Source organism: Pedococcus sp. P2_E5 (assembly GCF_056403895.1).
Genome location: NZ_JBFUEP010000030.1, coordinates 28,919 through 47,768, shown reverse-complemented (window position 1 = coordinate 47,768; position 18,850 = coordinate 28,919). Strand labels below are relative to the sequence as shown.

Sequence of the window (18,850 nt, the reverse complement as noted above, 5' to 3'; positions counted from 1 at the left end):
GGACGTCACTTCCCTGTCGGGCCGCCTCGCGCTCCCGGTGGCCGTCGGTGTCGGGACGCTGGCCCTGACGGCGTACGTCGCGGCGGTCGACCCGAACCGGCCCGGCCACTACCCCGTGTGTCCCACCTACGCCCTCGCCGGTGTCTACTGCCCCGGCTGCGGCATGCTGCGGGCCACCCACGACCTGACCCACGGTGACGTCGTCGGTGCGCTGCAACGCAATCCCCTTGCCCCGCTGGTCCTCGCGGGCATGGTGGCGCTCTATGTCGTCTGGGTGGTCTCCCGCTGGACCGGTCGGCCGGTCCGCTGGACCCCTGGTCGCTGGACCCCGTGGCTGGTGCTCGCCGGGTTCGCCCTGTTCACCGTGGCCCGCAACGTGCCCGGCTGGACCTGGCTGTCGCCCGCCTGAGCTGCCTAGCCCTGGGGCACCTCGACGACGACCGTGCTGAGGATCTTGTCGGCGAACGTCTGTCGCTTGTCGTCCCACAGCGGCCAGAGGTAGCCGACGTAGGCGGCCCCGTCCAGCGTGTGCGCCAGGTCGCGCACGAACGCCATCCCGGCGCCGATCGGCTGCCCCGTGGCCTCGTCGACCAGCCGGATGCCCATCACCCTCTTGCCCATGCTCTGTCCGGTGCGGCCCTGCCTGAAGGCACGGTTCCAGATCTGGATGCCGAGCATCAGCAGCAAGCCCGCGAGCACAAGCAGTCCTCCCGCGACCATCAGGCCGGTACTGCCCTCCTTCGCCGGCGTGTAGTCCCCATACCTGCCGTCGGAACCCGAGTCCGGCGCGCCGACGACGAACAGGATGAGCCCCACGACGTAGGGGACCATGCCGAGCAGCTGCAGCAGGCTGTCGAGGAGCATCGCCGCGGCCCGCGTCCCCCATCCGGCGAGCGGTCCCCATGGTGAGCCGCCCCGGTATGCCGGGTGACCGGCATACCCCGTGGGTGCGCCGTAGGCGGGTGCCTGGGTCCACGGCTGCGCCGGTGGCGTTGGGTGCGGAGCGGTTGCCTCGTTCGGCTGGTCGGCCATGGGTCCCCCTGCGGTCGGCGCACGTCGTTGGTCGTGCGGGCGACGGTCACCCTAGCGTTGCTAGGCCTGGTGTCGAGGAGACGGCCGCGGGTCGTCGTCGGCCGTGTCGTCGAACATCGCCACGACCGGCATCTCGACCGTGTCGACGCCGACCACCGTCGCCTCGTCGGGCTTGCTCGGGAGCACCGTCGACACGTAGTCCCGGATCGCGTCCTCGATCGGCATGTCGTGGCCGGAGCGCTCGGAGAGGTACCAGCGGTGCTCCAGGACCTCGTGGAAAAGCTCGGCGGGTTCGAGCTTGCCGGCCAGGTCGCGCGGGACCGTGCGGGTGATGGGTTCGTAGATCCGGGCCAGCCAGTCGTGCGCGACGATCTCCTCGTCGTCGTTCTGACGGTCGCAGTCGGCGCGGTAGGAGTCGAGGTCGTTGAGCAGCCGACGAGCCTGGTTCTCCTCGACGTCGAGGCCGGTGAGCCGCAGCAGACGCCGCGAGTGGTGGCCGGCGTCGACGACCTTGGGCTGGATCTGGATCGTCGTCCCCCCGATGTCGGTGGAGATCGCGAGCTCGTCGACGTCGAAGCCGAGCTCGTTCAGGCGGCGAATCCGCTCGTCGACGCGCCACCGGTCGCCGCTCTCGAACCGCTCGAGGCCGGTGAGCTCGTTCCACAGGTCGGCATAGCGGGTGACGATGCGGTTGGACGTGTCGACCGGGTCGACCCCCGCCTCGAGGAAACCGCCGGCCTCGAGGTCCATCAGCTCGCCGGCGATGTTGACGCGGGCGATGTCGAGGTCATGCTCGCGCTGCCCTGCGGTCAGCGTCTGGTGCAGCTCACCGGTCTCCGCGTCGACGAGGTATGCCGCGAACGCGCCGGCGTCGCGCCGGAACAGCGTGTTCGACAGCGACACGTCGCCCCACCAGAACCCGACGAGGTGCAGCCTGACCAGCAGCACCGCCAATGCGTCGATCAGTCGGGTCGAGGTGTCCGGGCGCAGCGACTGGCTGAACAGGGCTCGGTAGGGCAACGAGAACTGGAGGTGCCTGGTGATGAGGCAGGCGTCGAGGGGCTCGCCGTCGGTGGCCTCCCGTCCGCTGACGATGCCGAACGGGACCACGCAGGGCAGGTCGAGCTTCCCCAGCATCCGGAGCATCTGGTACTCGCGGGCCGCGATGTCAGCCTTGATCTCCTTGACGGCCAGGACCCGTCCCGAGAGCTTGACGAACCGCACCACGTGCCGCGAGATGCCGCGAGGGAGGGCAGCGAGGTGCTCCTCCGGCCAGGTCTCGAGGGGGAGCTCCCACGGGAGGTCGAGCAGGGCCGGGTCGGGTCGTGCCGCGGTGATCTGGAGTGCCACGTCCTCAGCCTCGCTCTGGTGTCGTGGGCAGCGTCAACATCGTTCCATCCGTGAGATTCCTRCGCCGAGGTGGGCCAGAAACCGGTGTGGCCGGCCCCCGCGCACGGGAGCCGGCCACACCGGCATACGAGCAGCTGGCGGGCCTAGCTGAGGCGCAGGCCGTTCTCCGCGTCGAACAGGTGCAGGTGCCCCTGCTTGGGGGCCAGGTAGACCGTCTCGCCCTTCTTCGGCGGCTTGCGGCCGTCGACGCGGGCGATGAACGGCTTCTCCGGTGCGTCGCTGTCCTCGTCGGCCTCGATGTGCTGGTGCACCTTCGCGGTGCCGTAGATGTAGGCGTCCGCGCCGAGCTCCTCGACCACGTCCACGGTGACGGGGATGCCGCCGCCGCTGTCGGTGGTCAGCTCGAGGTCCTCGGGTCGCACGCCCATCGTGATCGACTTGCCGTGTGCCTTCGCGAGGATGTCGCGGTCGACCGGCATGACGCTGCCACTGACCTTGACGCCGCCGTCAGCGACATCGACGTCGAGCAGGTTCATGGCCGGCGAGCCGATGAATCCGGCGACGAAGACGTTGTTCGGGTGGTCGTACATGCGGCGCGGGGTGTCGCACTGCATGAGGAGGCCGTCCTTGAGCACCGCGACGCGGTCGCCCATCGTCATGGCCTCGACCTGGTCGTGGGTGACGTAGACCGTGGTGACACCGAGCCGACGCTGCAGCGAGGCGATCTGGGTGCGCGTCTGGACGCGGAGCTTGGCGTCGAGGTTCGACAGCGGCTCGTCCATGAGGAACACCTGGGGGGAGCGCACGATCGCGCGGCCCATCGCGACGCGCTGGCGCTGGCCACCGGAGAGGGCCTTCGGCTTGCGCTCGAGGTACGCCTCGAGGTCGAGGATCTTGGCGGCCTCTTCGACGCGCTTGCGGATCTCACCCTTGTCGACGCCGGCGATCTTGAGCGCGAAGCCCATGTTGTCGGCAACCGTCATGTGGGGGTAGAGCGCGTAGTTCTGGAAGACCATCGCGACGTCGCGGTCCTTGGGGGACAGGTTGGTGACGTCTCGGTCACCGATCCAGATCTTGCCGGCGTTGACCTCTTCGAGGCCCGCGAGCATGCGCAGGGAGGTGGACTTGCCACATCCGGAGGGACCGACCAGGACGAGGAACTCGCCGTCCTCGATGTCGATGTTGAGCTTGTCAACCGAGGGCTTGTCATTGCCCGGGTAGAGCCGGGTTGCCTCGTCGAACTTGACTGTTGCCATGGCTACGTTGCCTCTCCTTCACCGGCAGGAACGTGCCGGACGATCCGTTGTAAAGGGTGGTGCTGCCGCTGACGTCGGTGTCCGCGGTGGGCTCAGTCTGGCCCAGCGGGGGGCGTTGCGCCAGTGCTGGTCCGGCCGGTGGGCGACGGAGTGGAAACGTTTGCGCACGCGAGAGGTATGCCGCGTGGCCGCGGCGCGCACGCGGCATACCTGAAATTTCTTGCAGGGTGTCGGCGGGCAACCCTGCAACTTCTTGCTACCGTCGCGGCCATGAAGGCGAGACTGGCTGACATCGCGGCGCACGCCGACGTCAGCGAGGCGACCGTCAGCAGGGTGCTCAACGGCAAGCCCGGGGTGGCCGAGGCGACCCGCGAGGCCGTGCTGACCTCGCTGGACATCCTCGGGTACGACCGTCCGTCGCGACTGCGGCGCAGGACCGCCGACCTCGTCGGCCTGATCGTCCCGGAGCTGACCAACCCGATCTTCCCGGCGTTCGCGCAGATCATCGAGACGGCGCTGGCCCGGCACCAGTTCACGCCGGTCCTGTGCACGCAGACCCCCGGCGGGGTGCACGAGGACGAGTACGTCCAGATGCTGCTCGACCGTGGCGTCGCGGGGATCATCTACGTCTCGGGCCAGCACGCCGACGTGACCACCGATCCCGAGCGGTACACCAGCCTGCGCGAGCGGGAGCTGCCGATCGTGCTCGTCAACGGCTACTGCGAGGGCATCGACGCGCCGTTCATCTCCAACGACGACGTCGCCTCGATGGAGCTCGCGCTGACCCACCTCGTCCAGCTCGGCCACACCCAGATCGGGCTGGCCGTGGGGCCGGAGCGGTTCGTCCCCGTCATCCGCAAGATCGACGGGTTCCGCGCCTCGATGAAGAACCTGCTCGGTCGCGACGACGTCGACGAGCTGATCGAACGCACGATGTTCTCGGTCGAGGGCGGCGACACCGCGGGGGCCCGGCTGATCGAGAAGGGCTGCACGGCCGTCGTGTGCGGCTCCGACCTGATGGCGCTGGGCGCGATCCGGGCGGCACGGCGGGCGGGCAAGCAGGTGCCGGCGGACTTCTCGGTGGTGGGCTACGACGACTCGCCCCTCATCGCGTTCACCGACCCGCCACTGACGACGGTGCGGCAGAGCGTCCAGGCGATGGCCGAGGCGGCAGTGCGGGCCCTGCTCGACGAGATCGCCGGTGAGCCCTCTCCGCGAGCCGAGTACGTCTTCCGACCCGAGCTAGTGGTGCGTGCATCCACCGGTGCCGCGCCCACCCGCTGAGGCGCCGGTCAGCGGGCGTAGAGCCTGGCCTTGGCTGTCCTGACCGTCAGGGTCTCGGGGGTGCCCTGGATCGTGACGTCCCCGGGGATGTCGATCCACTGACCACCGTTGACGGGGAACTGTCCGGTGTAGGTGGCATCAGAGCCCTCCACAGGCCGATCACATACCGAGACCGCCGGAGCTACCGCCGCGAGCGTCGCTCGAACACCAGCCGCAGCGCCCCGGCTGCGTCCTCGGGGGAGTCCACCCGGAACCGGGCAGCCGTCTCGCCCGGGCCCACCTTGACGGTCACGTCGTCCGGCCCCAGCGCCCGGAACGCGTCCTCGTCGGTCACGTCGTCGCCGAAGTAGGCGACCACGTCCGCGCCCACCTCGTCGCGCAGCGCGACCAGCGCGGAACCCTTGTCGGCCCGCACCACGCTCACCTCCACCACGTGCTTGCCGTGCAGCACGTGCAGTCCGGTATGCCGCGTGGTCACGTCGAGCGCCGCCGCTTCCGCTTCGCGGGCGGCCGACTCGTCGGCCATCCGGCGGGTGTGCAGGACCACCGCGGTCGGCTTGAACTCGAGCGACGCGCCGGGTGGCAGGCTGGCACACAGGTCCTTCAGGTCGTCGGTGACCCGGTGGAGCGCCAGCTGCTCGTCGTCGGTCAGCCCTGGACCGCCCGAGCCGGCGGCCGAGCCCGAGTCGATGGTGGCGCTGGTCTCCGCGCCATGGCTGCCGATCCGGGTCACGGCGCTGTCGCCCAGACCGGTGAGCAGGGTCAACGTCTCCAGGTCGCGCCCGGACACCACCGCGGCATACGTGGCGGGAAGGGCCGCAAGGCCTTCCAGGCTCTCGATGGTGCCTGGCAACGCCGTGGACGCCATCGGGTCGCGGACGAGGGGAGCGAGTACGCCGTCGAAGTCGGACGCGACGAGCACCGTTGGCGCCACCGCGAATTCGTCGATCGCCGCCGTCAACGCCGCGGGCAGGCCCGACGACACCGCCGCCGGCAGCGTCATGACCTGGAGTCCTCGGCCGCGGCCTGGTGCAGGTAGCGCGCCTTGCGGTCGGCCGTGGCGTGCTCGTCGTCGGCCTTCTGCTCCTTGGTCGTGCGCTGCGGTCGGTCCGGGGCCACTTCGAGGGCTTCGAGGAACCGGGACGCCCAGCGTTGCACGTCGTGGTCGGCGACGCGGCGGCGCATCGCCCGCATCAGGCGCCGCTTCTCCTTCTCCGGCGTCTCGATGGCCCGCATGATCGTCTGCTTCAGCCCCTCGATGTCGTGCGGGTTGCAGACGAACGCCTGGTGCAGCTCGTGGAACGCCCCGGTGAACTCCGAGAGCACCAGCGCGCCGCCCTCGTCGTAACGGCAGGTGACGTACTCCTTGGCGACGAGGTTCATGCCGTCGCGCAGCGGGGTCACGAGGACGACGTCGGCGGCGAGGTACAGCGCCGCCATCTCCTGTCGCGGATAGGAGTGGTGGAGGTACTGGACCGCGGGCGCGCCGATGCGGCTGTGCTCGCCGTTGAGGCGTCCGACCTCGCCCTCGATCTCGTGCCGCAGCTCGCGATAGGCAGCCACCCGCTCGCGGCTCGGCGTGGCCACCTGCACGAAGACCTCGTTGGGCGGCGAGACCTGACCCTCCTCGAGGAGCTCCCCGTAGGCCTTGATCCGGTGGCCGATCCCCTTGGTGTAGTCGAGTCGGTCCACGCCGAGGAGCAGGGTGCGGGGGTTGCCGAGCGACTCGCGGATCTCCTTGGCGCGCTGCTGCGTCTCGGGCAGCTTGGCCACCGCCTGGAGCCCGACGTAGTCGATGGAGATCGGGACGGCGCTGGCCCGCACCCGGCGGCTGTCGTCGGCGCGCGAGACCGAGACCGTGTCCCCCTTGGTGGGCAGGCCCAGCAGCTGCCGGCAGGCGCGCACGAAGTTCTGTGCGTCAGCGACCCGTTGGAACCCCAGGTAGTCAGCCCCCAGCAGTCCCTCGAGCACGGCCCGTCGCCACGGCAGCTGGGCGAACAGCTCGACCGGCGGGAACGGGATGTGGTCGAACCAGCCGATCCGCACGTCCGGCCGCAGCTCGCGCACCATCGCGGGCACGAGCTGGAGCTGGTAGTCGTGCACCCACACCGTCGCGCCCTTCGCGGCGACCTCGCAGATCGCCTCGGCGAACCGGCGGTTGACCGTCTCGTAGGCCGTGAACCAGTACCGGTGGAAGGTCGCCGGGACGATGACGTCGTGGTAGATCGGCCAGAGCGTGTCGTTGCTGAAGCCCTCGTAGTAGTGGGCGACCTCGTCCTCCGACAGCGGCACGGGCCGCAGGTGCATGTCGTCCTCGACGAAGGGTTCGGGGGCGTCGCCCGCCTCGCCGGCCCACCCGACCCAGGCGCCCTCCCGGCCACGCATGACCGACTCCATGGCGGTGACCAGACCGCCCGGACTGGTCCGCCAGGACACCTCCCCGTCGTCGCCCACGACCCGGTCCACGGGCAATCGGTTGGCGGCGATGACCAGGTCGAACTGCTGCTGGCTGCGAGGCACAGGAAATCAACTCCACGGTGTAGTTGCAGTGGCAACCCTATGTCGCGAGCCAGCCAGACGGCACACCGTGCCTCGGTCGTGGGAGGTGCCCGTCGGGTATGCCGCGTGCGTGGGCTCCCCCTAGCGGTGGCCCTCCCGGCGGTCTACCGTCTGACCATGAGGATCTCGGATGTCGTGCGACGCAAGGGTGGCCAAGTGGTCACCATCCGCTCCGAAGAGACCGTGGAACGGCTGCTCGACCTGCTCGCCGAGCACCGCATCGGTGCCCTCGTCGTGAGTGACGACGGTGAGTCCGTGAGCGGCATCGTCAGCGAGCGCGACGTCGTGCGCCACCTGCAGAGCGACGGTGCCGCCGTCCTGCTGGCGCCAGTGGGCTCGATCATGACGGCCGACGTGGAGACGTGCGGGCCCGATGTCCAGATCGACGAGCTGGCCCGCACGATGACCGAGCTGCGCATCCGCCACGTGCCGGTCGTCGTCGACGGCCATCTGCACGCGATCGTCAGCATCGGCGACATCGTCAAGCACCGGATCGACGAGCTCCAGTCCGAGCGTGACCAACTTGTTGGCTACATCCAGCAGTAACCTCACCCGTTTCGCAGGGCACCCTCACGTACCGTAGGGGGATGACGACAGAGGCCGTAGGGGGATGACGACCGAGGCGATCGAGGGCAGCGACGGCCGGTCCGTCGCGCCAGACGGCCTCCGGCTCGGCCCGTACCGCCTCATCCAGCAGCTGGGTGAGGGCGGCATGGGCGTCGTCCACCTGGCGCTCGACCCCAGTGGCCGTGCCGTGGCGCTCAAGGTGCTGCGCCCGCACGTGGCGCACGACCGCGACGCCCGCACGCGCCTGGCGCGAGAGGTGCAGGTCCTGCGTCGCATCGACGACCACCGCGTCGCAGCGGTGATCGACGCCGACCTCGACGGCGACCGGCCCTACCTCGTGACCCGCTACGTCCCGGGTCCCGCCCTGGACGACGTGGTCAAGGAGTCCGGCCCGATCCGCGGCGGTGAGCTTCTCCGGCTGGGCCGTGGGCTCGCCGACGCCCTCCACGCCATCCACGCCGCCGACGTCATCCACCGCGACCTCAAGCCCGGCAACGTGCTGCTCCTCGACGGTGACCCGGTGCTGATCGACTTCGGCATCGCCCACGTCGCCGACGACGTCCGGATCACCATGACCGGTCTGGTCATGGGAACTCCGGGCTACCTGTCCCCCGAGGTCGTCGAGGGCGCGCCGGTCACAGAGGCCACCGACTGGTGGGGGTGGGCCGCCACCTTGGCCTACGCCGCCAGCGGCGCCCCGCCCTTCGGCCGCGGACCCATGGACGTGGTCCTCACGCGCGTCAGCCGGGGGGAGGCCGACCTCACCGGTGTCGACCCACGCCTCGCCCCGCTCCTGTATGCCGCGTTGTCCCCCCAACCTCGCCAGCGTCCCGACGCCGACGAGGTCGTCGACGCGCTGGAGCGCTACGCCACCGGGCAACCGGTGACCGAGGCACTCACGACGCCCCCGCGGCATACCCAGGTGTTGGAACACCGGCCCACCGCCCGCTGGGAGCGTCCCGCCGTCGCGTCCGCCCCCGTGGCGCTGCCCGTCGAACCCGAATGGGCCCGGGAGCCGCAGTGGACGCCCGAAGGGCAGTGGACGCAGGCGCCCGAGCAGGACCTCGTGCCCTGGGACGAGCCCGACGGTGAGGTGTCCGAGTGGCAGGCCGCCTGGGAGGGAGAGGTCGGCGAACCCGACCCGCGCATCGGCCGCCCGGCGCGCACCGGCACCCTGCTGGCCCTGCTCACGGTCGTGGTGGCGGGGGCTGCGGGCTTCCCCGTGGTTGCCGCGGTGGTTGCGGTGCTCTGGTCGTGGGCGGCCCGCACGGCGGACCGGTCCGTGACCTCGCTCGTCCTGCGTCGACACCATCGCGGTCGGCGCCGGTCCGACGTGCCGATGGCCGTCGCCGCCAGCCCCTGGCACCTCGTCGTCGGCGCACTCGCGACCGTGGTCAGCGCGATCCTGCCGCTCGTCGTCGGGATCTGTGCCGTGTTCAGCACCGCCCTGGCCACCGTCGCGGTCAACAGCGGCTCTCCGCACCCGAACTCCTCGGCGCCGCTGGCGGTGGGCGCTGTGGTCGCGGCCCTGATGGCGTGGTGGGGCCCCGGTGGGTCCGGCCTGCGTCGCGGCACCCGGAGCATCATCCGCGGGGTCAGCCCCGGGCAGCGGGCGACCCAGGTGCTGGTCGTCCTGCTGCTGGTCGCGGCCGGCGGGCTCGCCCTGTGGAGCCTGCAGAACGCCGGGGTGCCCCAGTGGTGGCCGACCCAGGCGCCGTCGGGGCTGCTGTCCGGCGTCGGCCTCACCGCATGACGGAGGACACCGAGGGAACGCCAGGCACGTCGGGTCCCGGCACGTCGGGTGCAGGCACTTTGGGTGCCGGGGCGGCACGCCGGCCCGCCAAACGGCGCCCCGTGCTGCGCCAGAGCCGGATCTGGCGCGGGGAGGAGCTCACCGAGACGCTGCCGATGATCGAGAGCCTCCGGCACACGCCGTACCGCAACCCGCGCGTCCTCCAGGCAGCGGCCGAGGAGCGTGAGGCCAGGGCGTCCCTGGACCTGGCGCTGCGCGTCGGCGAGCTGATGCTGCGCTGTGGCGCGGGCGCTCCGCAGGTCGAGTCGTCCGTGGTCGCGGTCGCCGCTGCCGCAGGGTTGGACAACCTCGAGGTCGACATCACTCTCCAGTCGCTGCTGATCCAGTGCTCGACCGTTTCCGGGGTGCCCATCACCATGCTGCGGGTGGTGCGCTCGTCGACCCGTGACTTCGCCCGGCTGACGGCGGTCCACGAGTTCGTGGAGAACCTCGTCGCCGGGTCCTACGACCGCGAGGCGGCGGCTGAGCAGCTGCGCGAGATCCGCCGGGCACCACGGTTCTGGCCCAAGTGGGCGGTGCGGGGTTCCCTGGGCATGCTCGCTCTGGCCATTGCCGTCATGCTCGGCGCCGGTTTCGTCGCTGCCCTGGTTGCTGGGATCTCGGCCCTCCTCGTGGGGTATGCCGCGCGCGTCCTCGGGCGCGGCGGCCTGCCGGACTTCTACCAGTGCGCCATCGGCGGCTTCCTGGCAACGACCATCGCGTGGGGCGCCTTCAGCCTCGGCGCCGCCGGGTGGCTGCCCGTGTCGTCGTCCGACTTCGCCTTCATCGTTGCCGGGGGGATCACGGTGCTGCTCCCCGGCCGTACGGTCGCGTCCGCGTTCGAGGACGCCATCTCGGGCTACTCGGTCACGGGTGCCGGCCGGATGTTCGCAGTCTTCCTGACGACGGCCGGCATCATCCTGGGAGTGGCCACGGGCCTGTCCCTGACGCTGGCGTTGACGAGTGCCTTCGACCTCGAGCTGGCCTCTCCCTCGATCATGGCCACGCGGGCCCTCGACGCCCCCGTGGTGCTGGCCCTGGTGGGAGCGTTCGTCGTGGGCGTGGCCGGCGCGGTCTCGCTGCGGAGCCGGCGACTGCTGGTGATCCCGAGTGGACTGCTCTGCGCCGTCGGGGTCGCCGTGTCACTCGCGGTGTCCCGGGTCGACGGGCTCGGCCAGCTCGCGGCTGCCGGGATCGCGGCGATCGTGCTGGGATGTGCCGGCCGGCTGCTCGCCCTGCGCATGGGTGCCCCGGCGATGGTGCTCGTCGTGCCGGCGTCCTACGGACTGCTGCCTGGCCTGGCCATCTTCCGGGGACTCTACGAGATGGTCAACGGCTCGTCGGCGAACGCTGGGTCACTGTCGCTCCAGGGTGGACTGACGACCCTGCTCGGGGCGATGGCCGTGCTGCTCGCCATCGCGGCCGGCAGCGTGCTGGGGGAGTTCATGGCCGCGCCGTTCGACCACCGCATGGTGCAGAAGCGGCGGGCCCGCCGTCGCTGATCGGCGGYGCTGATGGACAGGTGCTGATGGACAGGCGCTGAGCGACAGGTGGCGCCGGGCCTTCGTCAATCTGTCCGAATTGCTTGTGGCCGGGGTCGGTGGCCCTTACGGTGGACAACCTGCGCAAACGCGCTCTCACAACTGCACACGGCATACCCAATCAGCCATGCACATCCACCGCGCCGAGCCTCGTCAGGTGGATGTCTTGCCGGAAGATCTCCGGGCAGACGAGGACGGGGGACCCAATCCGGCCACCACGGTGGCCTTGGGGTGAAGTCGGCTCCGGCCGACCGGGCACCTGACAGCCCGAACCCGACAGCTCACCCCGCAGGCGCCGGTCAGGAGAGGAAATCCCCCCGCCATGTTCTATGCCCCGAAGCACTCTGCTCGGAAGGCCAACCCCGTACGCCGTCGTGTGACCGGTGTCGCCGTCGCCGGTGTCGCCACCGTCGCGGGAGGCATGGCGACCGCGACCTCCGCGTCGGCGGCATCGACCGTCTGGGACCGGGTGGCCGTCTGTGAGAGCGGTGGAAACTGGTCCATCAACACGGGCAACGGCTACTACGGCGGACTGCAGTTCTCCGACCGCACCTGGGACGCCTTCGGCGGAGAGCGCTACGCCTCGACCGCCAACCGCGCCTCCAAGGCCCAGCAGATCACCGTCGCCCAGAAGGTCCTCGCCTCGCAGGGGCCCGGCGCCTGGCCCACCTGTGGCGCACGGGCCGGACTGACCCGCGCCAACGGCGGGGCGGTCGACGCCGGTTCGACCACGACCCAGACGGCTGCATCGCGGTCGACCGTGCGCAAGGCTCCCGCGGCCACCTCCGCTGGCACACTGGTGGTCGACGGCATCCGCGGGCCGAGGACGAACGCCGCCATCGAGCGCTGGGTCGGGGGTTCGGTCGACGGCACGTTGTCGCGCACCGACGTCAAGGCGTTGCAGCGCAAGGTCGGCTCGGCGCCCGACGGCGTGATCGGCCCGAAGACGGTGGCTGCGCTGCAGGCGAAGATCGGCGCCCGGAAGAACGGCTCGCACTCGCTCGACCGCGCAACGGTGCGGTCGCTGCAGGGCTACCTGAACGCCCGCTGACCGTTCCTCACGCTCCGAGTTCCTGACGAGGGCGCCCGCGCCGGTACCATCGTCGCCGTCTGCTGCGGCAGGCAGGCCGGCGTGGCGCAATTGGCAGCGCACTTGTCTTGTAAACAAGGGGTTAGGGGTTCAAGTCCCCTCGTCGGCTCCCTGACCTGTGTATGAGTTCGGCTCATGCACGACGTATTGGCTCCGGTACATGCCTGACACGGCTTCGGCTGATCCTTGACACTGGCTCCGGCTGATCCTTGACGCGGTCCGGCCGCTTCCCGAGTCGGTGACTCGCGAGACCACCGGACTCACCGGCATACCCCCGGGGCGCGAACCGCCGAGGCGGACAGGTGCGAAAGGGGCGGCGGCCCGCCTCTCTCGTCGTAATGCCCAATCCGCCGAATCGGTCTATATGGGGACGGCGCCACATCATCTTCATGGCCGCCCGAGAGGGAATTTCTCTCAGGCGCGCTCACGCGTGTTGAAAAGTGCGGCGCTGCCATCAAGAGACAGTTCTCGAATATCTCCCCACGAGAAATCGCCATGATTGGCGGAGGTGACTTCGGATGCTTTTCGCGCGACAGACAAATGAAGTGTTTACCGGTGCGTGTCATCAGGCGCGGCGCCCAGTCTCGGGTCGTCAGGGCTGCCCGTCCCACCCGTCGACCTGCAGGGCGGCCATGGGCGCGATCGTCCTGGGGCTTGCGCTGGCAGCGCCGGCGGCAACGACGGGTGAGCCGACCCGCGGCGGCCTGCCGCTGTCGATCGACCCGCCATCCACTGCGACGGGGACGGCGCCTGCGAGGGAATGGCATTCGGTGTCCGGCCCTGCCGCCGAGGCCCAGCTCGGGGACCATGCCCTCGCGCTGACGTACGCCGCGGCCGCACCAGCGGCTTCCGCGCGAACCGTGTGCGTGAACAGGGCGAACGTGCGGTCCGGCCCGGGCACGTCATACCGGGTCGTCACCACGCTCGGCCGGGGCGCAACCGTGAAGGGGCCGGTGGCCAGGGGCTGGCTCAAGCTCCGCAACGGGCAGTGGATCTCCACCACCGTGACCTGCGCGAAGCGCGCCGGCGCGGCTCCGGCGGCCGCAGCCCAGACCGGCTCGCAGCAGGCCTTCCAGGCCTGGGCGCGGGCTCTCGACCCGGCGGGGAGCGCGACGTGGAAGCTCGACCACTCCCGGACCCACGCCAAGGGCGTCGTGCGGGGCATGACGGTGTTCCACAGCTGGGGACAAAGTCGGTCCACGGTCTACATCCAGCCGGGTATGAGCTGGGCCAAGACGAAAATGGTCATGGCACACGAGGCCATTCACGTGAGGCAGATTCGATATGGCGGTTTCCGTCACTCCCTCAGCGTGTTTGGTTCGATTCCGGGAATGGAGCGGGCAGCCGACTGCGGAGCGACTCTCACGCTGAGGTACGTGGTCCGGGGCGGGTGCACCTCTGCGCTCAGAGCACCTGTTCGCAACCTTCTCTCGGGCCGAGCCGCGTGAAGCGGTTCTGCGCCTCGATGGTCACGGCAAGACGAGGGACCCCGCGGGATCCACAGGGGGAAGGATCCACGCGGGGCCCCGGCCGGAGTTCCGGCCAGCCGGTCAGTCAGGGGCTGACCGACCACCCCAAGGACGGGCCGGAGGGGTGCCGCGTTACGGCGAGGGGGACCCCCTCGGGCTGCCGAAGAATGTCGCCCGGGAGCGTAATGACAAACCCGTCGTCGGCGTCTCATCAGCGACGGCTCCGAGTCGCGAGCCGCACCTCGAGGTGGAAGGCCGGGGATGGCGACCGCAGTCCGACACCGCTCTGGACGACCGTGACACGGGCGAGGCCGAACCGCACCGCGGACCAGGCAGGCGAGCTGTTCGTTCGCCAGGTCTACGCGCACATGCGTCTGGCGCCCTGGGCCAACCTGGCGAACGCGATGAGCGTGCTGGTCCTGTGGCTGTACGTGGTTGCACCCCAGCACCCGGTCTTCGGTGCGGTCTGGGCGACCCTGGCCCTCCTGACTTTGGGCCTCCGGTCCTTCTGGTGGCGAGTTCGCGAACCCAGTGGGACCGACCCGTGGGACCTGGCCGAGGCCCGACGGATGTTCCGTGTCACCTCCCTGGAGATCTCGATCCACGGGGTCCTCAACACCGGCATGACCTTCTACGTGCTCCCGAGGGTGGACCCAGGGCGTCAGGTCGTGCTCGTGGCCACGATCGCAGGGATCATGGGTGCTGGTGCCGTGGTCATGTCGCCGCTCAGGCCGATCGGCATCCTCTGGGTCGCGATCCACGCCGCTGGTTTCACGCCGGCCTTCATCGCCATGCGGCAGACCGCCTACTCGATCCTGAGCCTGCTGACCCTCGTCTACGGGGGAGTCCTCATCCTCGGGGTCATCTACCTGTCGAACTCCTTCGAGCGACGCAGCATCGCCGAGTTCGCTGCTCGACAGGCCCAGCAGGATGTCGAGCTCTTGCTCGACGACTTCGAGGACGGAGCTCGCGACTGGCTCTGGGAGACCGCGCCACAGGGCGACTTCACGCGAACCTCCGATCGAATGGCCGAAGTCTCGGGACACACGACGGACCAGCTGCACCAGCTGAAGTTGGCACAGCTCCTCGGGCGACTGGCGAACGAGTCAGAGGGCGGCACGAAGGCCGTCCACGCTCTGAGTGATGCCATGGCTCGAGGGGAGGCAATCCGCGAGCACCTCATTCCTGTCGTGGTGGCGGGCAACGAGAGGTGGTGGTCGCTGTCGGCCAAACCCATGACGAGGCGAGATGGACTCGTCACGGGCTGGCGAGGTGTGGGGGTGGACACGACCGACGAGGTCAGGCACCGGCAGGAAATGGTCAGGCTGGCAGAGACGGATCCCCTGACCGAGCTCGCCAACCGACGTAGGTTCAACGAAAGGCTGCAGTCCTGCCTCGCCGGGCGCGAACGGCCCGGGCCGTGCCACCTGGCGATCTTCGACCTCGACAACTTCAAGTCCGTCAACGACACCCTGGGACATGGAGTGGGCGACGAGCTCCTTCAGCATGTCGCCGCCCGGATGCTTGCCAACAGCAACGGCGACTTTGTCGCTCGACTCGGTGGCGACGAGTTCGCCGTCATCGCACAGCCTGAATCACCTCCCGACTTTCCCGAAGTGGTGTTCGCCCACTACCAGAACACGTTTGCCGAGCCCTTCACCATCCGCGGAAACCGCATCGAGATGAGCGCCAGCGTGGGGTGCACCCATGCGGTCCCGCACAGCACCAGCGCGGACGAGATGGTGCGCATGGCCGACCTGGCCCTGTACGACGCCAAGGGAGTGGGGCACGGCCGGATGAGCTCGTTCACCCAGTCGATGAGCGTCCGCGCGCGAGAGCGGGCTTCCCTCCTGGCTGATCTCGCCCGAGCCATCGAGAACGAGGAGTTCCTCTACCACTACCAGGCGCAACACGATGTGCGCACCGGCAGAGTGGTGGCGACCGAGGCGCTCCTGCGCTGGCAGCATCCGACGCGTGGTCTCCTTGCTCCTGCGGACTTCCTCGACGTCGCGCAGGAGTCCGGACTGATCGTGCCCATTGGCGAGTTCATGCTCCGACACGCGTGCCGGGAGCTGTCGCGGCTGGGTCGCGGCGTCCGACTCACGGTGAACGTGTCAGAGGCCGAGCTCGGGGCTGCCGGGTTCCTGGACCACGTGGAAGCCGCCCTCAACGAGTTCGGCGTCGCGCCGAACCTGCTCGAGCTCGAGGTGACGGAGTCAGCAGCCGTCAGCGACCACTCCATCTCGCTCATGCACGAGCTCCGTCACCTCGGCGTCCGCATCGCGATCGACGACTTCGGGACTGGCTACTCCTCGCTCAACAACCTCCAGCGGGTGCCGGTGGACCTGCTCAAAGTGGACCGCGCCTTCGCAGCCGCCCTGACGACCAGCGACACACGCACGAGCCAGACGGCGGTCGCGGTCATGAAGGCAGCCGTCGACATCGCGACCGCGCTGGGCATCAGCACGCTCGCAGAGGGAATCGAGCGCCGGGACCAGCTGGCCCAGGTCCGGGCACTCGGCTTCGACCTCGTCCAGGGCTTCTTCCTCGCGTCGCCCACACCCGCCGTGAACCGTCACCTCTCCGTGGTCGAGACCCCCCTGGAGCAGTGACCTCCGAACATCAACCCATCCAGCGGCCACAGGCCGACCCGGCTGTGGTGGCGCGACCGACCTGACCAGCGCCGCCATCGGCGGTGAGTCAGGTCGCGGCTCCGGACGCGAGCTCCGCGTCCGACTGGCCGTTCTCCTGCACCAGGTGGAGCGACGCGGCATACACGTCGGCCAGGGCCTCCAGCATGCAGCAGGGATCCAGGAGGTAGGAGCGATGGGAGTCGTGATTGAGGAAGTTGACCCGCTCGACGGCCTGCGCGAGCTCGTCGAGCACCAGCGACGAAACCGAGATCCGTTCCGGAATGTCCATGACGAGCTCCTAGGTGGGACGCATAGGCTCACACTGGGCGATGACGACTTGAGGCACGTGCAGTGCCGGGCTCTACGGGGGCCACGTGGCCTCGATTGAGCCCTTGGCGGGCGAACCATTCGCGTAGGTTCCCTGGACGGTCGCGCGGACGAGTCCGCCCGCCGCCGCAGTCCAGGCCGTGTGGATGGTCCCCGTCCACGTGACGTCCTGGGCGTTGGCGGCGGCGCAGCTGATGGTCGTCTGGCTCTGGGTGCAGGAGGTCCAGTCGCCACTGGCCTGCGTCAGGGTGACACCAGTCGGCACCTCCAGGAGGAGTTTCAACGGGCCGACGACACCTTCGGCGGAGGCCGTGACGACGATGGCCGTGTCTGACGGGGCGCCACCGATTCCCAGGTCGAGCGCCATCGGACTCATCCGGGGCGACTGCGTGGTGGGGGCGGCAATCGTCGGCTTCACGACGGTCGTGGCGCGTGGGACGGGGGCGCTGGTCCGCACCGGCGTGATCGCCCGGGCTCGTGGCGGGGTGGTCGTGGTCGGGGTGGTCGTGGTCGGTCGCTGGGTCACGGGCGGCGGGGTGGTCGTCGTCGTACTCGGGGTCACCGTTGACGGCTGGGTCACCACCGGGGTCTCCGTCGCGACCTGAGGCGCATCCAGTCCGTCCGGCCGAAGGGCCAGGATGATCGCGATGGTGGCGGCCACCGCCGCGGGGCCCACGAGCCAGCGGGTGCGGGGACGTGCCTTGGAGGGGGACATCGTCAGCGCCTGCGACGTGCTGGTCGCCCCGGCACCGGCAGCGACGCCTCCAGCGAACATCGAGGAGGGGAACAGGCCCAGGATGGCCGGCCCGAGCACGCCGGCGAAGTTTCGGTCGACCGCTCTGAGTTCCTCGATGCGCCTCGTGCACCCGAGGCAGGTGGCCACGTGGCTCACCAGCGCGTCCGGGGCTCCAGCCTCGGAGACCGTCAGGTCTGCGAGTCCGTCGATGAAGGGCTTGCACTCGGCATCCACGCCCCGGTCCGAGAGGTGGGCGCGTAGATAGGCCAGCCGAAAGCCTCGGCGAGCTCGCTTGGCCAAGGCGGCGACGCCATTCGGGGAGAGCTCCATGGCCCGGCCGACCTCGATGTTGCTGTCCTTGTCGACCGCCGTCCGCCACAGCACGATCTGCCACCGCTTGGGGAGATCGGCGAACGCGACGCGCACCAGTTCGAGCTCGGACATGTGGACCGTGGTGTCTGGGGTGGCCCGGTCGAACACGGCCACGTCGTCGGTGATGACGTCACCGGACGAGGGGCGTCGTGCCCTGCTCGCGGCCAGATTGCGCACCGAGGTCACGAGATAGGCACGGACGGAGGTGGTCGGGCCGGCGCCCGAGGAGAGGGCCGACAGCATTCCGGCGAATGCGTCGGAGGCGATCTCCTCGGCGTCCCGCGGTTGGCGGGTGACCCGTCGTGCGGCGAGTAGCACTGCGGGGTAGTGCCGGGTCCAGAGCTCGACAGCCGCTTGCTGATCGCCACTGCGAGCGCGTTCGACCAGGTCTACGTCTGGCTCGACGGAGTCGACCGGGTCGACGTCATCCACGGTCTGTGCCTGCCTCTGGCTCCGCGACTGCTCCGGCTGTCTCCCGGAGCTCTTCGGGTTCCGCGGGGTACAGTGCCGCGACGCGAAAGCGGACCTCGCCCGTGCCTCCGGCGGCCAGGTCGGCTCGATGTTCGGCCTCCGCGACCGTGAGCGCGGCAAGGGCGTTGGGGTAGGGGCCGGAGTAGCTGGCCGGCGGACACCCGGGGACCACCGCGATGACGACATGGGGCATGTCGATCTCAGCGACCTCCATGGAGTACATGATCCGAGCCACGAGCTCCATGTCTCCAGATCCATGGGGAAATAACGATTCGCTCACCCCAGAACCTTTCCTACCGGGCACTCGACGACTCCTGAACATGGAGACGTCTGAAAGTTCAATTGGTGACGCGGCGGTGTGTCACACCGCT

Annotated in this window: 17 protein-coding genes, 1 tRNA gene and 1 riboswitch; of the genes, 8 read left to right on the top strand and 10 right to left on the bottom strand. The window is 69.8% G+C overall.

Annotated features, from left to right (window positions below):
• Positions 1–37 precede the first annotated feature (37 nt).
• Positions 38–409 carry a DUF2752 domain-containing protein gene (locus AC1DVZ_RS11690; protein WP_477618368.1) on the top strand — a complete coding sequence of 124 codons (372 nt, stop codon included), beginning with the start codon at positions 38–40 and terminating at the stop codon, positions 407–409.
• A 5-nt stretch (positions 410–414) separates the two neighbouring features.
• Here AC1DVZ_RS11690 and AC1DVZ_RS11685 read toward each other — a convergent pair whose 3' ends face one another.
• The 3 genes from AC1DVZ_RS11685 to AC1DVZ_RS11675 form a co-directional block, all read right to left on the bottom strand.
• Positions 415–1,032 carry an RDD family protein gene (locus AC1DVZ_RS11685; protein WP_477618367.1) on the bottom strand — a complete coding sequence of 206 codons (618 nt, stop codon included), beginning with the start codon at positions 1,030–1,032 and terminating at the stop codon, positions 415–417.
• A gap of 60 nt (positions 1,033–1,092) precedes the next feature.
• Complete coding sequence (locus tag AC1DVZ_RS11680) at positions 1,093–2,382, bottom strand: DUF4032 domain-containing protein (RefSeq protein WP_477618366.1); 1,290 nt, start codon at positions 2,380–2,382, stop codon at positions 1,093–1,095.
• A gap of 143 nt (positions 2,383–2,525) precedes the next feature.
• Positions 2,526–3,638, bottom strand: a complete 1,113-nt coding sequence (locus AC1DVZ_RS11675) for an ABC transporter ATP-binding protein (protein ID WP_477618365.1) — start codon at positions 3,636–3,638, stop codon at positions 2,526–2,528.
• A gap of 270 nt (positions 3,639–3,908) precedes the next feature.
• Between AC1DVZ_RS11675 and AC1DVZ_RS11670 the strand changes: the two genes are divergently transcribed.
• A complete protein-coding gene (locus AC1DVZ_RS11670) occupies positions 3,909–4,922 on the top strand; it encodes a LacI family DNA-binding transcriptional regulator (RefSeq protein WP_477618364.1) in 1,014 nt (337 codons plus the stop codon).
• Between the two features lie 8 nt (positions 4,923–4,930).
• Here AC1DVZ_RS11670 and AC1DVZ_RS11665 read toward each other — a convergent pair whose 3' ends face one another.
• The 3 genes from AC1DVZ_RS11665 to AC1DVZ_RS11655 are packed head-to-tail and all read right to left on the bottom strand — an operon-like array spanning position 4,931 to position 7,442.
• A complete protein-coding gene (locus tag AC1DVZ_RS11665) occupies positions 4,931–5,074 on the bottom strand; it encodes a hypothetical protein (RefSeq protein WP_477618363.1) in 144 nt (47 codons plus the stop codon).
• Between the two features lie 29 nt (positions 5,075–5,103).
• Positions 5,104–5,925, bottom strand: a complete 822-nt coding sequence (otsB, locus tag AC1DVZ_RS11660) for a trehalose-phosphatase (RefSeq protein ID WP_477618362.1) — start codon at positions 5,923–5,925, stop codon at positions 5,104–5,106.
• Positions 5,922–7,442, bottom strand: coding sequence for an alpha,alpha-trehalose-phosphate synthase (UDP-forming) (locus AC1DVZ_RS11655; protein WP_477618361.1), 1,521 nt, complete (start codon positions 7,440–7,442; stop codon positions 5,922–5,924). The genes otsB and AC1DVZ_RS11655 overlap by 4 nt, the downstream gene beginning before the upstream one ends.
• Before the next feature lie 156 nt (positions 7,443–7,598).
• Here AC1DVZ_RS11655 and AC1DVZ_RS11650 point away from each other — a divergent pair, with 156 nt between their 5' ends.
• The 5 genes from AC1DVZ_RS11650 to AC1DVZ_RS11630 all read left to right on the top strand — a co-directional run bounded on the left by AC1DVZ_RS11650 (position 7,599) and on the right by AC1DVZ_RS11630 (position 12,580).
• Positions 7,599–8,027, top strand: a complete 429-nt coding sequence (locus AC1DVZ_RS11650) for a CBS domain-containing protein (RefSeq protein ID WP_477618360.1) — start codon at positions 7,599–7,601, stop codon at positions 8,025–8,027.
• Between the two features lie 64 nt (positions 8,028–8,091).
• Positions 8,092–9,801 carry a serine/threonine-protein kinase gene (locus AC1DVZ_RS11645; protein ID WP_477618359.1) on the top strand — a complete coding sequence of 570 codons (1,710 nt, stop codon included), beginning with the start codon at positions 8,092–8,094 and terminating at the stop codon, positions 9,799–9,801.
• Complete coding sequence (locus AC1DVZ_RS11640) at positions 9,798–11,342, top strand: threonine/serine exporter family protein (RefSeq protein ID WP_477618358.1); 1,545 nt, start codon at positions 9,798–9,800, stop codon at positions 11,340–11,342. The genes AC1DVZ_RS11645 and AC1DVZ_RS11640 overlap by 4 nt, the downstream gene beginning before the upstream one ends.
• Positions 11,343–11,538: 196 nt before the next feature.
• Positions 11,539–11,694: riboswitch (cyclic di-AMP (ydaO/yuaA leader) on the top strand.
• A 9-nt stretch (positions 11,695–11,703) separates the two neighbouring features.
• Entirely contained in the window at positions 11,704–12,432 is a 729-nt protein-coding gene (locus AC1DVZ_RS11635; RefSeq protein WP_477618357.1) for a transglycosylase family protein, read from the top strand.
• 75 nt (positions 12,433–12,507) lie between these two features.
• A tRNA-Thr gene (locus AC1DVZ_RS11630) sits at positions 12,508–12,580 on the top strand.
• A 483-nt stretch (positions 12,581–13,063) separates the two neighbouring features.
• Here AC1DVZ_RS11630 and AC1DVZ_RS11625 read toward each other — a convergent pair.
• Positions 13,064–13,636 carry a hypothetical protein gene (locus AC1DVZ_RS11625; protein ID WP_477618356.1) on the bottom strand — a complete coding sequence of 191 codons (573 nt, stop codon included), beginning with the start codon at positions 13,634–13,636 and terminating at the stop codon, positions 13,064–13,066.
• Between the two features lie 600 nt (positions 13,637–14,236).
• Between AC1DVZ_RS11625 and AC1DVZ_RS11620 the strand changes: the two genes are divergently transcribed.
• Entirely contained in the window at positions 14,237–16,552 is a 2,316-nt protein-coding gene (locus AC1DVZ_RS11620) for a putative bifunctional diguanylate cyclase/phosphodiesterase (RefSeq protein ID WP_477618355.1), read from the top strand.
• Between the two features lie 88 nt (positions 16,553–16,640).
• On the opposite strand, the gene AC1DVZ_RS11615 is transcribed toward AC1DVZ_RS11620, so the two are convergent.
• From AC1DVZ_RS11615 to AC1DVZ_RS11605, 3 genes are all read right to left on the bottom strand, one after another.
• Entirely contained in the window at positions 16,641–16,862 is a 222-nt protein-coding gene (locus tag AC1DVZ_RS11615; RefSeq protein ID WP_477618354.1) for a hypothetical protein, read from the bottom strand.
• Positions 16,863–16,934: 72 nt separating this feature from the next.
• Positions 16,935–18,440 (bottom strand): RNA polymerase sigma factor, encoded by a 1,506-nt coding sequence (locus AC1DVZ_RS11610; RefSeq protein WP_477618353.1) that lies wholly within the window; start codon positions 18,438–18,440, stop codon positions 16,935–16,937.
• On the bottom strand, positions 18,433–18,723 hold the full coding sequence (locus AC1DVZ_RS11605; RefSeq protein ID WP_477618352.1) for a hypothetical protein: 291 nt from the start codon (positions 18,721–18,723) through the stop codon (positions 18,433–18,435). Before AC1DVZ_RS11605 ends, AC1DVZ_RS11610 begins: the two co-directional genes overlap by 8 nt.
• Between the last annotated feature and the right edge of the window lie 127 nt (positions 18,724–18,850).

Coding starts and splice junctions, on each gene's coding strand:
- AC1DVZ_RS11650 (WP_477618360.1), top strand. CDS start 7,599: ATGAGGATCTCGGATGTCGTGCGACGCAAGGGTGGCCAAGTGGTCACC.
- AC1DVZ_RS11670 (WP_477618364.1), top strand. CDS start 3,909: ATGAAGGCGAGACTGGCTGACATCGCGGCGCACGCCGACGTCAGCGAG.
- AC1DVZ_RS11685 (WP_477618367.1), bottom strand. CDS start 1,032: ATGGCCGACCAGCCGAACGAGGCAACCGCTCCGCACCCAACGCCACCG.
- AC1DVZ_RS11605 (WP_477618352.1), bottom strand. CDS start 18,723: ATGGAGCTCGTGGCTCGGATCATGTACTCCATGGAGGTCGCTGAGATC.
- AC1DVZ_RS11640 (WP_477618358.1), top strand. CDS start 9,798: ATGACGGAGGACACCGAGGGAACGCCAGGCACGTCGGGTCCCGGCACG.
- AC1DVZ_RS11675 (WP_477618365.1), bottom strand. CDS start 3,638: ATGGCAACAGTCAAGTTCGACGAGGCAACCCGGCTCTACCCGGGCAAT.
- otsB (WP_477618362.1), bottom strand. CDS start 5,925: ATGACGCTGCCGGCGGCGGTGTCGTCGGGCCTGCCCGCGGCGTTGACG.
- AC1DVZ_RS11625 (WP_477618356.1), bottom strand. CDS start 13,636: ATGCCCCGCACGACGCCCTTGGCGTGGGTCCGGGAGTGGTCGAGCTTC.
- AC1DVZ_RS11635 (WP_477618357.1), top strand. CDS start 11,704: ATGTTCTATGCCCCGAAGCACTCTGCTCGGAAGGCCAACCCCGTACGC.
- AC1DVZ_RS11645 (WP_477618359.1), top strand. CDS start 8,092: ATGACGACCGAGGCGATCGAGGGCAGCGACGGCCGGTCCGTCGCGCCA.
- AC1DVZ_RS11615 (WP_477618354.1), bottom strand. CDS start 16,862: ATGGACATTCCGGAACGGATCTCGGTTTCGTCGCTGGTGCTCGACGAG.